The sequence below is a fragment of the Halomonas sp. AOP12-B1-6 genome (assembly GCF_052379225.1).
Taxonomy (GTDB): domain Bacteria; phylum Pseudomonadota; class Gammaproteobacteria; order Pseudomonadales; family Halomonadaceae; genus Vreelandella; species Vreelandella casei.
Genome location: NZ_JBQSYK010000006.1, coordinates 194365 through 208097, shown reverse-complemented (window position 1 = coordinate 208097; position 13733 = coordinate 194365). Strand labels below are relative to the sequence as shown.

The 13733-nt window shown below is 56.8% G+C and carries 12 protein-coding genes; 4 read left to right on the top strand and 8 right to left on the bottom strand.

Going from position 1 to position 13733, the window contains the following annotated elements; genetic code table 11:
* Positions 1 to 13: 13 nt before the first annotated feature.
* The 6 genes from ACT3TR_RS16905 to ACT3TR_RS16880 all read right to left on the bottom strand — a co-directional run bounded on the left by ACT3TR_RS16905 (position 14) and on the right by ACT3TR_RS16880 (position 5500).
* Positions 14 to 1381, bottom strand: a complete 1368-nt coding sequence (locus ACT3TR_RS16905) for an NAD(P)/FAD-dependent oxidoreductase (protein ID WP_444625730.1) — start codon at positions 1379 to 1381, stop codon at positions 14 to 16.
* Positions 1378 to 2163, bottom strand: a complete 786-nt coding sequence (locus ACT3TR_RS16900) for an SDR family NAD(P)-dependent oxidoreductase (RefSeq protein WP_444625731.1) — start codon at positions 2161 to 2163, stop codon at positions 1378 to 1380. The genes ACT3TR_RS16905 and ACT3TR_RS16900 overlap by 4 nt, the downstream gene beginning before the upstream one ends.
* Positions 2164 to 2199: 36 nt before the next feature.
* Positions 2200 to 2631, bottom strand: coding sequence for a nuclear transport factor 2 family protein (locus ACT3TR_RS16895; protein ID WP_096276586.1), 432 nt, complete (start codon positions 2629 to 2631; stop codon positions 2200 to 2202).
* A gap of 37 nt (positions 2632 to 2668) precedes the next feature.
* A complete protein-coding gene (gene phrB / locus ACT3TR_RS16890; RefSeq protein WP_096276584.1) occupies positions 2669 to 4081 on the bottom strand; it encodes a deoxyribodipyrimidine photo-lyase in 1413 nt (470 codons plus the stop codon).
* Positions 4082 to 4159: 78 nt separating this feature from the next.
* Positions 4160 to 5080 (bottom strand): MerR family transcriptional regulator, encoded by a 921-nt coding sequence (locus tag ACT3TR_RS16885; RefSeq protein WP_176483346.1) that lies wholly within the window; start codon positions 5078 to 5080, stop codon positions 4160 to 4162.
* A 246-nt stretch (positions 5081 to 5326) separates the two neighbouring features.
* Positions 5327 to 5500 carry a hypothetical protein gene (locus tag ACT3TR_RS16880; RefSeq protein ID WP_441685835.1) on the bottom strand — a complete coding sequence of 58 codons (174 nt, stop codon included), beginning with the start codon at positions 5498 to 5500 and terminating at the stop codon, positions 5327 to 5329.
* A 225-nt stretch (positions 5501 to 5725) separates the two neighbouring features.
* On the opposite strand from ACT3TR_RS16880, the gene ACT3TR_RS16875 reads away from it, so the two are divergent.
* Complete coding sequence (locus ACT3TR_RS16875; protein ID WP_444625732.1) at positions 5726 to 6628, top strand: TIGR01777 family oxidoreductase; 903 nt, start codon at positions 5726 to 5728, stop codon at positions 6626 to 6628.
* Positions 6629 to 6641: 13 nt separating this feature from the next.
* Here ACT3TR_RS16875 and rapA read toward each other — a convergent pair whose 3' ends face one another.
* Both rapA and ACT3TR_RS16865 read right to left on the bottom strand, forming a co-directional pair.
* Entirely contained in the window at positions 6642 to 9587 is a 2946-nt protein-coding gene (gene rapA / locus ACT3TR_RS16870; protein ID WP_096276578.1) for an RNA polymerase-associated protein RapA, read from the bottom strand.
* A gap of 112 nt (positions 9588 to 9699) precedes the next feature.
* Entirely contained in the window at positions 9700 to 10503 is an 804-nt protein-coding gene (locus tag ACT3TR_RS16865; RefSeq protein ID WP_444625733.1) for a redoxin family protein, read from the bottom strand.
* A 77-nt stretch (positions 10504 to 10580) separates the two neighbouring features.
* Here ACT3TR_RS16865 and ACT3TR_RS16860 point away from each other — a divergent pair, with 77 nt between their 5' ends.
* The 3 genes from ACT3TR_RS16860 to ACT3TR_RS16850 all read left to right on the top strand — a co-directional run bounded on the left by ACT3TR_RS16860 (position 10581) and on the right by ACT3TR_RS16850 (position 13719).
* A complete protein-coding gene (locus ACT3TR_RS16860; protein ID WP_096276573.1) occupies positions 10581 to 10817 on the top strand; it encodes a hypothetical protein in 237 nt (78 codons plus the stop codon).
* Complete coding sequence (locus ACT3TR_RS16855; protein ID WP_444625734.1) at positions 10804 to 12351, top strand: phospholipase D-like domain-containing protein; 1548 nt, start codon at positions 10804 to 10806, stop codon at positions 12349 to 12351. Before ACT3TR_RS16860 ends, ACT3TR_RS16855 begins: the two co-directional genes overlap by 14 nt.
* 159 nt (positions 12352 to 12510) lie before the next feature.
* Entirely contained in the window at positions 12511 to 13719 is a 1209-nt protein-coding gene (locus tag ACT3TR_RS16850) for an ABC transporter substrate-binding protein (RefSeq protein WP_096276569.1), read from the top strand.
* The last annotated feature ends 14 nt before the right edge of the window (positions 13720 to 13733 follow it).

Genomic DNA, 13733 nt, shown 5'->3' with positions numbered 1-13733 from the left:
GTTGTCCCCGCCATCATCCCAGCCCCTCAGCACCTTGCGGCGTCACCAGTTCATGGGCAGGCAGTGCGGATGGCTCGTCGGGTGTTGGGGCCGACTCATCACACCCCAGCGCTTGGGCGACGCGCAGAGCACTCCATACGCCGTCTTCGTGGAAGCCGTTGCGCCAATAGGCGCCGCAAAAGTGAGTCCGCTGAGCCGTGGACGATATCTCGGCGTGGCGAGCCTGGGCGGCTTGGCCCTCCAGCGTGAACTGTGGATGCGCGTAGCGGTAGTGCCCCAGCACTTTGCTGGGGTCAATGCTGGCGCTGTCGTTCAAGGTGACACAAAACGTGGTGTCACTTTCTATGCGCTGAAGAATATTCATGTCATAGGTGACAGAAACCCGCTCATCGCTATCGCGCTTATCTAAGCGGTAATTCCAGCTCGCCCAGGCGCGCTTACGGCGCGGTAGAAGGGCGGTATCGGTATGTAGCACAACGTCGTTAGTTTGATACGGCATGGCGCCGAGCACGTCGCGCTCGACGTTACTCGCGTCGCCCAGCATCGCCAGTGCCTGGTCGGCATGGCAGGCCAGCACTACCTGATCAAAGTGCTGAGAACCGGATGCGGTGGTAATCGTGACACCAGCGCTTTCGCGGGTAATACGTGTCACCGGCGTATTGAGATGAATGCGCGACGCATAGGGCGCCGTTAAGCTGGGGATATAGCTTTTTGAACCCCCGATCAAGGTGTACCACTGAGGACGATGACTGACCGACAGCAGGCCGTGATTGCGAAAAAAGCGTACAAAAAAGGCCAGCGGAAAGGCGCGCAAATCGCTAATGCTGGCTGACCAAATCGCGGCCCCCATGGGCAGCAAATAGTGGCGTTGAAAATCGCGGCTGTAATGATGTTGGTCTAGATACTCGCCCAGCGTCATGTGATCGGGAAGCTGCTGACTTTCTAGCGCTTTGGTCGCCTGTTTATTAAAGCGCATGATATCGCCCAGCAGGCGATAGAAAGACGGATTGAACAGATTACGCCGCTGGGCAAATAGCGACGTTAAGGTATGCCCGTTGTACTCAAAGTCGCGCTTCGTTTCGTGAACCGAAAAGCTCATTTCTGTCGCCTGAGCGGCAACGCCCAGCGTCGCCAGCAAACGCTGAAAGTGCGGGTAGGTCCAGTCGTTAAACACAATAAAGCCGGTGTCAATAGCGTATGAGCGACCCTCAACGTCCACGTCCATGGTGGCTGTATGGCCGCCCAGGCGCGAGTCGGCCTCAAACAGCGTCACTTCATGCTGAGCGGACAGATACCAGCCAGCGGCCATACCGCTAATGCCGCTACCTACAATTGCAATACGCTGCGATGCCACTGGCCCGTGGGCTGCCGTGGAACTCATGACGATTCCTTCTGAGCGCGGGTCATGCGCAGGCCAATTAGGCGGCGTACGGCGGGGGGCAAAATGCCCAGGAACTTGACGAGATACGTAAAGCGGCGCGGAAAGTGGATATCCAGGCGACCTTTCACTAGCCCTGCAATAATGGCGTCGGCCGCTTGTTCTGCGGTCACCTGCATTGGCATGGGGAAGTCATTACGTTCGGTAAGCGGTGTCTTCACAAAACCAGGGTGGATAACGCTGACATCGATGCCTTCCTGGTCAAGATCTAAGCGCAGCGATTCCAGAAAGTAGCTGACGGCGGCTTTCGATGCCCCGTAGGCTTCCGCACGGGGAAGCGGGAGGTAGGCGGAGGCGCTAGACGTTGCCGCCAGTCGCGCGGGCAGGCCTTCTTGGCGTGCCGCTCGCAGTAGCGGCAGCGCGGCCTCAACGCCGTACAGCGTACCAAATAGATTCGGTTTAAATACCCGCTCGACTAAATCCATATCGAACTGCTGAGCATTAAGGTATTCGCAGGTGCCTGCGTTAAACAGCGCCAAGTCCAGCGCGCCTAAGCGCTCGCGGATGGTCTCACCAGCGTCAAGCACCGCCTGACGATCGCTAATGTCCAGCGCCAGATAAGAAGCATGAGGATGGCCCTCGCACAGAGCCTCCAACGCCTCAACGTTGCGTGCGCTAAGCACCACGTGATGGCCTTGGGCAATGAGCTTGCGTGACAGCGCCTCACCAATGCCGGACGTCGCGCCGGTTAACCAAATGCGTTGGGGCGTTTTCCATGTGCTCATCAAACCTCCTAATGCGCCCCAATGCTATATATCAGCTTAGTTAAGGCGTTTTTTTAACCAGCGAATGATGCTGCCCATCAGCGGTAAATGCTCATAAAGCATGGCGCCAGCATCAAAGTAATCGCGATGTTTAGAAACGCGGCCATCTTCAGCAAACGTTAAGGCGCTGCATCCGTCTATTTCTATCGTACGTCCGCCAGCTAACTTTGGATGCACAAACGCCATGGTCCAAGTCACGAATCCTTGGTCACCCTGACATTGTTGAACGTGATAGGTGAATTGGCAGCGCTCAACGTTTTCATACATGCTGGAAAAATAGCGCCCTAAGGCGTCGCGACCTTCAATGTGGTGCAGTGGATCGTTGAAAACAATATTTTCAGTATATACCTCGTATAATTTTTCTGTACAGGTTTTGTCTAGTTTGTTGAAGAAGCTACAAAATGCTGCCAGCGCCGTAGGATCAGCCATAAAAGTCTCCCTAACTGTACAGTGAATATAGTAGTGGCTATTTACTGAGCGCTTTAAAGGCATCTAAGGCACGCAGGCGAGCCGCCTTGTGATCGACAATGGGGGCAGGGTAGTCCACATCGGTGAGCAGGTCTTGGCGAGGCGCATGGCGCACTTTCGCCGGCAGTTCAGCCAGTTCGGGCAGCCAATGGGCAATAAACTCACCTTCTGCATCAAAGCGGGTCGACTGGGTCGTAGGATTGAAAATACGAAAATAAGGTGCAGCGTCCGTGCCCGTTGACGCTGCCCACTGCCAGCCGCCGTTGTTAGCGCAGAACTCACCATCCACCAGGTGGCGCATAAAGAAGGCTTCGCCGCGCCGCCAATCAATCAATAGATGCTTGCTCAAAAACATCGCCGTGACCATACGCAGGCGATTATGCATCCAGCCTGTGTTTACCAGCTGGCGCATAGCCGCATCGACGAGAGGATAGCCGGTGCGCCCTTCGCACCAGGCCTGAAAGCCTTCATCATCATCACGCCATGCCAGCTGTTTTGTGTGTTCCTGAAAGGGGTGATAGCGGCAGACCTGGGGAAAGCCAACTGCGACGTGTTGATAGAATTCGCGCCAGATCAGCTCATTGACCCAGGTGGTTAAACCCAGGTCGCCATCGCCTAAATGACCGCTATTTTCGGCCATTACCGCTTGTAAACACTGGCGGTGGGAGATCATGCCTAGCGCTAGGTAAGGGGAAAGTTCGCTGGTGCCGCGCACCTTAGGCAAGTCACGTTGGGCCTTATAATGGCGCCCGCGAAAGCGCAAAAACCGCGCTAAGTTATCGGCCGCAGCGCTTTCACCGGCCGGCCAAAGGCGCTCATCAATAGGCGTCTCGTTAAGTTTGGGCAGTGACGGCAGCGGGTCGCTATTAATCGCCAGTTTGGCCTGTACGCTGGGCGTATCGCGCAGCGCGAGCTGATCGGCGGTGATGTGCTTGTGCCATGCGTTGGAGAACGGTGTAAATACGCCATAGTAGCTGCCTTTGCCTGTTAGCAGGCTGCCGGGTGCGAAAGCCACGCTATCGTGATAGCCATGGGCCGCAATGCCGGCCTGCTTAAAGGCGTCCTGCACGACTTGGTCTCGGCGCCGTTCGTTGAGTGCGTATTCATGATTAAAATGCAGCTGTTCTACGTCGTGTTCGCGTGCGATTTCAAGTAATACCGCTGGCGCCTGGTCATAGCGCTCAATGTCGCGATGCAGCAGCGGGATATTCAAGCCGTTGAGCGCTGTTTTCAGCGCTGCTACGCCGCGCCCCCAAAAATCTAGCTTATTGGCACCGTGGCCGTGCTCTTGCCACTGGGGAATACTGCGCAAAAACACCGCTATTACAGGGCCTTTGGCCGCAGCGGCGGCGAGTGCGCTGTTGTCATCAATGCGCAGGTCGCTGCGCAGCCAAATCAACTGTCGTTTCATAGAATCTCCGGCGCGGCATAAACAAAAAAAATGGCCGCTCACCGCGAGGGCGAACGGCCAAGATAAAAATGAGCGGTTTTACAGTACGCCTGACTCGCGTAGCAGAGGGCGCAAGCGAGCAATCGCTTGAGGAAGATCATCGCCCAGCAGATGTAGCGGCCCATCGCGCAAGTCGTCCGCACGCAGGCGAGCGACCTCGCCACACACCCCAATAGGTACGTTGAGCGCCTTAGCCGCATTGGGTAGCTCGTGCTTGATATAGCGATCGCTTTCACGCTGGCCGCTGGAAAGCAGCACCATCGATGAGTGCAGTCGCGCCACGGCCTGTGGTAGCGCCTCTAATGGCAATGAGTGATCTAGCATTTGCACTCGGTAGCCCTGCTCGCTGGCCATTAACGCGGACATCAGCACCCACAGAGGCCCCGGATCATCGGGCATCGCATTGAGTAAAATCAGCGGCCCGCGAGTGGTTTGATTAGCATAGTGCAAGCGAATGCCGACTTGACTGCGTAAAAAGGCTTCCAAGGTGCGGCGCACTAGCGGATCTGGGCTAATCGCCCATTTAGCTTCTAGCGTTAAAATAACCGGTTGCCACAGCTCGTCGATCGCAATACTTAGCGGGTAAAGCGCCAGGCTTTGATGATAAAACGCCTCTAATTTCGGCAAATCTAGCGCTTCTATAATGCCTTGCAGCTGCTGGCGCTGGCTGGTCCAGTCACCGGCATCTGTCGCAGGGGCTTCAATTGTTTCTGGCTGGTCAAGCAAGTCCACGACTTGACTGACCGGCACACCACGATTTAACCACTGCAGAATGCGTTCGATGCGGGTAATGTCGTTCTGGGCATAGAGGCGGTGGCCTTTCGGCGTGCGCTGGGGGCGAATAAGCCCGTAGCGTCTTTCCCAAGCGCGGAGGGTGACGGAGTTCACGCCGGTTAAACGAGACACTTCCCGTATGGGGTAAAGCGGTGTATCGGGTGGGTGGGTCGCCTTGAAACTCATGGGCGCCAGTACCTCTTCTTAGTTAACTGCCGTTGAGTCGTAAACGTTGGCATCGTCGTTAGCTGCAGCATAGGGCTACAGGCGCATCGCATTGTTCGCCGCGGCGAAGATGATTCATATTCCATGTAACGTTGTCCGATTAAAAAGCTGAACATGAACACGGTACTGTATGCCCATTTGTACAACTTGTCGCTACTCGGTACAACCTTTATAAGAATCCTTCTTACTAGTAAATATTTGTAACTATTAAACCGACCGGCCTATTAGCGCTTCTCCTAAGCGATGCCCTGATAACCAGGCATCTTCAACACGGCCATCGCTAAAACTGCCACCGCATAACGCCAACCCATCTCGACTGTATAAGTATTCACTGTCGCAGGGCGTCGCCAGCTCAGCGTAGCGCCAGCGATGGGCGCCCATGTCAATGACCGATGGCAGCAGGGAAGGGGTCGGCAGAATGCTTGCGATGTCATCATAGTTCCTCTAGGCCTTCGTCTTTCGCAAACATAGTTTTCACGATAGTTAGGCGTGTATTAGTCAAATTGTAGCAGGTTGGTATAAATATCGTACAATGTAAGGGTCACTTTACGATGCCGCGTGACGCGGTGATGAGTTTGCTCAGGCGGCATCAACAGGAGTAATAGCATGCGCGTATTAATAACCGGCGGCAGTGGCTTTGTCGGCCAGCGACTATGCCAGCAGCTGATTGAGCAAGGCCATGAGGTGCAGGTGGTTTCCCGACACCCGCACAAGGTACGTCAACGACTGCCTAGCGGCTGTGACATACGCGATAGCGCTCAGGCATTTATTCAATCGCCGCCGGACGCCATGATTAATCTAGCCGGCGAACCAATTGCTGCCAAGCGCTGGAGCGACGAGCAAAAAGCCAAGCTGATTAACTCGCGAAAGGCGGCGACACAACAGCTAGTAGCGCTGTGTGAGCAGTTGCAGGCTAACGGCCAGCCGCTGCCGAAGGTTATGGTGTCGGGCTCGGCAATGGGCTATTACGGCGATCAGGGCAACCGTGAGGTAAGCGAAGACACGGCGCCCAACGAGGAGTTTGCCCATCGGCTATGCCAGCAATGGGAGGCTGCGGCCCAGCCGATTGAGGCGCTGGGTGTGCGCTTAGCGATTGTGCGGATTGGATTAGTGCTGGAGACAGGTGGAGGCAGCCTGCAAAAGATGCTGCCGCCATTTAAGCTGGGTTTAGGGGGCCGTTTTGGCAGTGGCGAGCAGTTTATGCCATGGATTCACCGCGATGATTTAGTCGCAGCGCTGCTATTCCTGGTTCACCAGAACAACCTAAGCGGTGCTTTTAATGCCAGCGCGCCGCATCCTGTCACCAATGCTGTCTTTACCAAAACCTTGGCCAAGCAGCTCAACCGCCCGGCCATTTTCCCGGTACCCGCCTTTGTACTCAAAGCGGGATTTGGTGAAATGTCACGGCTGCTGCTGACCGGTGCCGACATGCGCCCGGAACGCCTTGAGGCCGCTGGGTTTACTTTCCAGTATCCCACCTTGGACAAGGCGCTTGGGGCCATTCTTTGAGCAACAAAAAAGCTTAACGATCGGCGTCAACGGTGATAATCACCCGCACGGAATCAAGCCGCAGACGGGTGTTTTCAATCGCGTCGCTGAGCGCCTGGCGTTCGTCCTTCAGTGCGTCGATTTCAACACTACGCACCGCCGGGTTGTGCTCGGCCAGCGCGGTTAAACGAGCAAGCTCAGCGTCCAACTGATCACGCATGCGCGCCTCGGCATTTTCTACAATGCTGGGCAGCTGGCGCTCAGCTTCACTCTCACCTTGAGTGAGCAGGCCACGCAGCTGATCGTGACGGCTTTTGATCAGGTCGCGCGCCAGCGATTTATTGACCTTCTGCAGATTTTTACTCAGCCCAGTGAAGGAGATTTTGCTGGTCAGATTGGCGCCTGATTCATCCAGCAATACGCGCACGGCAGTGGGCGGCAAGAACCGGTTTAGATGCAGTTTTTTGGGCGCAGGACACTGGGTGCGAAACACCAGTTCGGTCATCAAACGGCCGCTGGGAATAGCGTCGTGGCGCAGCAGCGCGAGCGCCGAGTTACCCATAGTGCCGTCCAGTACGCGGCCCATCATTTCGCGTACCAGCGGGTGCTCCCAGGAAAGCCGCTGCACATCGTCGCGCGCTAGCGCCTGGCTGCGGCTATACGTGGCGGTAAAGCCTTCTTCGCCTTTCACCAGGCCGGGCAGCCCATCCAGCATGTGCTGGCTGGGCTGCAGGTGCATTAAACCCTTGCCAATCTCCTGGCTGTCTACCCCGAAAATATCCAGCGCGCGTTCAAGATAGCGCGGCAAGGCGGTGTCATCGTCAAGCTCGCGTACGGCATCAATGACCTGCTGAGCGCGGGCTGGACGGCAGGCATTCAGCTCCAGCAGGCGATTACGCCCCGCATCGTGCTCGGCCAGTTTGGCGTTAAATAGCGTGCGCGTTTCAGCGATAATCTCGTCAAGCGCTTCATCATCCAGCAGTGCGTCAGCCAGGGCGTCGCCAAAGGCATCATACAAATCGTTGCCGACCCCGTGAGGTGCGCTAAAAGCATCCATACCTTCGTGATACCAGCGCAGCAAGCGTTCGCCGGGGCTACCTTCAAAGGTAGGGATATGCAGCTCAATCGCATGACGCTGGCCAATACGATCCAGGCGGCCAATACGCTGCTCCAACTGATCCGGGTGTTGGGGCATGTCGAACATAACCAGATGGCGACAGAACTGAAAGTTGCGCCCCTCTGAGCCAATTTCCGAGCACACCAGCACCTGTACGCCTTCATCTTCATCGGCAAAGGCCGCCGCTGCACGGTCACGTTCTATCAGTGAAAGGTCTTCGTGGAATACCGGTGCGTTGTAGCCACCCAGTACACGCAGCCCTTCGGCGAGACCTTCTGCGGTTTCACGATGGTGAGCAATGACCAGGACTTTTTCGTTGGCGAAGCCGCTGTCGCTATCGTCGCTGAGTTTTTCCAGCAGCCAATTAACCCTAGGATCGATGTGCCACCAGTCTTCGCTATTGAGCGGGTCGTTGCTGAGTTCGCGGTAGGCGGCATCGGGATAGATCAGCACATCCGGGTGATCCATCCCGGTCTCAATTAGCAGTTCATCGAGGTAGTCGTCGTCACGCTCGAGGCGGCGAACGACGCGGCGGTAAGCTGAGGGCAGCGCTAGCGGGGCTAAGTTTAAGCGCCGCTCAGGAAAGCCCCCTACGTGGCGTCGGCTGTTGCGAAACATCACGCGCCCCGTGCCGTGGCGGTCAAGCAGTGCCTCTCTCAGCTGAGCGCGCGCGGCATCTTGCTGTTCGCTACTGGCCTCCACGTTGCAGAGGGTGGCCAACAGCGCCTGGCTATCACGGTCATCGGCGACGGCGGAAACGGCGGCGCGCGCGTTAGGATCGCTTGGCAGTGTCTCTAACGCATCGATGGCGCGAGCAACGTCGGTGTAATGGCCTTCTTCTGCCTGAAAGCGCGCTAGGTCGTGGTAGCGCTCGCCATCCAGCAAGCGCAGACGGGCAAAGTGGCTTTTGATGCCCATCTGTTCTGGCGTAGCGGTAAGCAGCAATAGGCCCGGAATGGCCGCGGACAGTTGCTCTACACACCGATAGCCGGGGCCGCTGCCTTCCTCGTTCCAGTCGAGGTGGTGGGCTTCATCGACAATCAGTAGATCAAACTGGCTGGCGAGTGCCTGTTCTTGACGCTTCGGGTTGGCAAACAGCCAGCCTTGGCTCGCCAGTACAAGCTGGGCATTTTCAAACGGGTTCTCGTTCCCGTAGGCCTGGCTTTGGATTTCATCTAACAGCGAGACCTTGAGTGAGAAACGCCGTAGTAGTTCGACTAGCCACTGGTGAGTAAGGCTATCGGGCACCAGGATCAGCGCGCGCTCTACGCGGCCATTGAGCAACAGGCGGTGCAGAATCAGGCCGGCTTCGATGGTTTTACCCAAACCCACTTCGTCCGCCAGCAGCACGCGTGGGGCGTGGCGATGGGCGACTTCATCGGCGATGTAGAGCTGGTGGGGAATTAAATCGATCCGCGGCCCAGAAAAGCCCAGCGCGCTATGCTGCTCAACGCGTTGGTAGTGGTGCAGGGTGCGAAAACGCAGGTCAAACCAGTCGTTACGATCGACTTGACCGGTCAACAGACGGTCGCGAGCCTGGTCAAACTGCATGGTATCAGCGAGCTTGGCTTCGGGCAGTTCGCGCGTGTTGCCCTCTTTGTCTTCACCAATGTAGGTGATCAGGCCATGGGATTCTTTGCTGTCATCGACAATGATCTGCCAACCGTCGGCTGAAAGCACGCGGTCGCCGCTACCGAACATCACGCGGGTGAGCGGGGCTTGACGGGTATTGTAGGTACGGGTTTCCTGGCTGGCACTGAACAAAATGGTAACGCTACGGGCGTCGCAGTTAAGCACGGTGCCAAGCCCAAGCTCAGCTTCGCCGTCGCTAATCCAGCGTTGGCCGGGAGAAAAATCGCTCATGATGCCTCGGAGGAGTCTGCAAAACGGGTTGTCTACCGCCGGAGGGGAAACCGGCGGCAACAGGGCGGGGGATTCTAACGCAAAGCGGCGGGGGGATTAAGGTGTATCGCTATCAATCTTCTAACCAGCGGTCCAGATGGGCGCGGGTGAGCTCACCCACGTGAACATCCAGCGTATTGCCCTGACGGTCGAACAGCACGGTGGTGGGCAGCCCGGGGGCTTTAAAAAGCGCCATTAATTGCTGGCTGGGATCACGCAGCGCATAGCGAAACTTCAGCTGCTGATCGTCCAGGTAGCGTACTGTGGGCAGTAGGTCTTCGCCCTGATTGGCGACGACGACGCTAATACCCTCACGCTGTGCGGCGGCCTCAAGTAGCGGCATTTCGCGTCGGCATGGTGGGCACCAAGTGGCCCACAAGTTGACGATAATGAGATCACCACTTTTCGTCAGCGAGGGTAGATGCACGTCATTACCGTCCACATCTTCCAGGGTCACGTCCGGCAGGCTATCAACGACAAAGTCATTGCCCAAAGGCCCAAGCATGACCAGCATCAGCCATAGACTAGACGCAGCGGCGAGCAGCGCCATCGCACCGCCCATTGCCATTAGCCGTGCGCGTAAGTTCCAGGCGGTCCATGCTAATCCCGCAGCGAGGCCCCATAGGCCGTGATAACCCGGTTGCCAAACTTTTAGTATTTCAAGCGGTGCGCTGCTGTAGCTATCAAGATTGAGCAGTATGTGGCCTGCTCGCGCGCCGATGAGCCAGGCAATAATCAGCCCGTAAAACCAGCGCTGATGGGCCTGGCGTGAAAGTCCTAACAACCACCCGGCGCACAGCAACAGCAGCAGTGCACAGCCAATGGCATAAAGCCGAGGCAGCGAAATTAACAGTGGCCCAAGAGCAATAGCGTTCATGAGTTTCCAATTATGTTTTCCGTGAAGCAGGTACACTAGCAGACCATACCCGGCGAGCAGAACATTACGGAGACGTTATGCCCCCCCCCGCTTTTGATCGGCTGCGCGCGTTAGCGATCGGCTCCCAAGCGATTGGCTTGATATTGATTATTACCCTGGAAACAGTCATGCGGGATGCGGCCCGTCCCTGGCAGGGCGTTGTTCTAGCCGTCATGCTTGTGACGGCGCTAGCGCTCGCGCTGGTGCGCCTTTATCGGCGTAATCAAGCTCGCAAACGTTGGGCTCAGCGCCTGGACGATCATGACGATGCCTAGCGCTGGCCGCTGGTCTCAATGGTTCTGCTTGCTGTGGCTGTGCAGCCTGTTGGTAGGCTGCACTCACGCGGTGGTGCGCGAACATCATACCGCGCTTTCCTTAACCGACGCGCGGGATACCTGGCTCGGCACGCGAGCGCATCAGGCGCTAGCGGAGCAAACGGAGCCTGATGGTTTTGCGTTACTGGCCAATGGGCAGCAAGCATTTGCCGCCCGGGTCGGATTGATTCGCCAAGCACAGCGCGAGTTAGATATTCAAACCTATCTGTTGGGCGATGGACAAACCACACGCTTGATTTTATCGCAGTTGCTCGAGGCGGCTGAAGAGGGCGTTCGCGTGCGGCTGCTGGTCGATGATATCGGCGCGATTGGGCAGGGTGAGCGCCTAGCGGCACTGGCAAGCCATCCGGGTATTCATGTACGCGTTTATAACCCGCTGCCGGTAGGACGGGGGCATCTACTCACGCGGGTATTGGCGTCCGCTGTGAACCCCGCGCAGCAGCATCGGCGTATGCATAACAAGCTGTGGGTGGCTGACAACAGCGTCGCTATCGTGGGTGGGCGTAACCTGGGCGACGAGTATTTTGATGCCAACGACTCGCGCAATTTTGCTGATTTAGATTTTGCGACCATTGGCGCCGTCGTGCCCGAGCTTTCGCGCAGTTTTGATGTGTATTGGAATCACGGTTTGGCGCAGCCGATTGAGCGCTATCACGCGGTCAATAGCGATGCTTGGCAAACGCTTAAAGCCGGGCTTGCGGCGTGGTTAGATGATAATGCCGACTCGGAATACTTTAACGAGCTGCGCCACCGGTCGCGTAATGCCCCGCCTTGGGAAACGTTGCACTGGGGAGAAGGGCTGGCTATGTGGGATTCTCCGGGCAAGCTGTCGTCCGCGACACCTGAGTGGTCTGACACTCTGCTTGGTGAGTTAACCGAGGCCACCGAGCTTAGCCAGCGGCTGGTGATTATTTCGGCCTACTTTGTGCCCACCGAGCCCGGCGTTAAACGCCTAACCGAGCTAGCAGACCGCGGTGTGACCGTTGAGATTATTACCAATTCATTGGAGTCCACGGATGCCGCCGTGGTGCACGGCGCTTATGCGCCCTGGCGTAAAACGCTGCTAGAGCACGGTGTCAGGCTGTACGAGCTGCGACCAGAGCAAGAAGCCGGCAGCGACGATGGTATGCGCGTGCCCGGCGCCTCTGCCTCGGCGCTGCATATCAAGGCGCTAAGTTTTGACGATCAGCTTTTCGTGGGGTCATTTAACGCTGACCCGCGGTCTATCTATTGGAATACTGAGCTTGGCGTGCTGGCGCGTAGTGAGTCATTAATGCAGGCATTTAACGAGCTGGTGGCCGTAGGGCAAGAGCCGTCGCTAAGCTACCGGATTGATCTGACGCCGGACGGTGAGCTGAGTTGGCACCTTGAAAGCGAGGGTGAAATGGAGGTTTTAACCGCTGAGCCCGGCAGCGCTTGGCGTCACTTCAACGCATGGTTAAGCCATACGCTCAAGCTAGAGCGCTGGTTGTAGTGTGTTTGTCGCTGGTTTTAGCTTGTTTATCAAAGTAGCGTTAGAAACCGGCGCTTGTATTTTTGGCGTTCCAGTTCCAGATTAATAGCAGCCCTGCATGTGAACAGTGGGGCGCATTAAAAAAACAGACAGGTTTTTTCACTGGGAGCGACAAACAATATGATCAATAAGCGCGTATTAGCCACCGCTGTGGCGGCCTCTTCGCTGGCAATGGCCGGATTTGCTCAGGCCGAGGTGAAGGTTGGCTTCTTGGGCGGCTTCACGGGCGGTATTGAGAGCTTAACGCCACCGATTTTTGCCGGTGCGCAGCTGGCCGTTCAGCAAGTGAATGAGCAGGGCGGCATTTTAGACGGCCAAACGTTAGTGATGCCATCTGGCGACACCACCTGCTCCGATGCATCGGCTGCCTCTAACGCCGCCGACCGTATGGTCAACTCTGAGAACGTTACCGCTATTGTCGGTGCGCTATGTACCGGTGCCACGATTGCCGCGGCTAATAACGCCGCCGTTCCTGGCGGCGTTCTGATGGTCTCGCCAGCCTCAACGGCACCGGCAGTCACCGAGCTTGATGACAATGACTTAGTTTTCCGGACGGTCCCCTCTGATGCTTTCCAAGGCGAGATGCTCGCTAAGCTATTGCTCGACAAAGGGATCGATGCGGTCGCCGTCACCTATGTCAATAACGACTACGGTCAAGGCCTGTCGGATGCTTTTGGCGAGGCCTTTGAAGCAGGCGGCGGTGAGGTGGCGGAAAACCTTGCCCACGAAGATAATCGTGCGGACTACCGCTCTGAGCTGGGTTCGCTCTCGGCCAGCGGTGTCGAGACGCTGGTAGTGCTGGCCTATGCCGACACTTCGGGTCAAACCGTGCTGCGTCAAGCCTATGAAAGCGGCATGTTTACGCAGTACGTGGGCGCTGACGGAATGGTAGGTGATAGCCTCATTGAGGCTATTGGCGCTGACGTGCTTGATGGCATGATCGCTACTCGCCCCGGTAGCCCCGACCTACCCGGTACGAATATCTTTATTGAAGCGGCGCAGGCTGCAGAGCTAGACCCGAGCGCGGTGTTTGCCGCCCAGGCTTATGATGCCGCGTTCCTGGTGGCATTGGCCATTGAGCAAAATGGCAGCGCTGATCGTGAAGGGCTTTCTGAGGCGCTGCGCAGTGTTTCCAGCGCACCGGGTGAGGTCATTCTGCCCGGCGAGTGGGAAAAAGCAGTTGAGCTGATTGCGTCAGGTACTGACATCAACTACGAAGGCGCCTCCGGCTCCCATGAGTTCGACGACAACGGCGATGTGCCCGGCGTAGTGGTTGAAATGGTAGTTGAAGATGGCACCTTTACCAGTAAAGGTCTGGTTGATCTTTAAGCGCAAAATGTCAG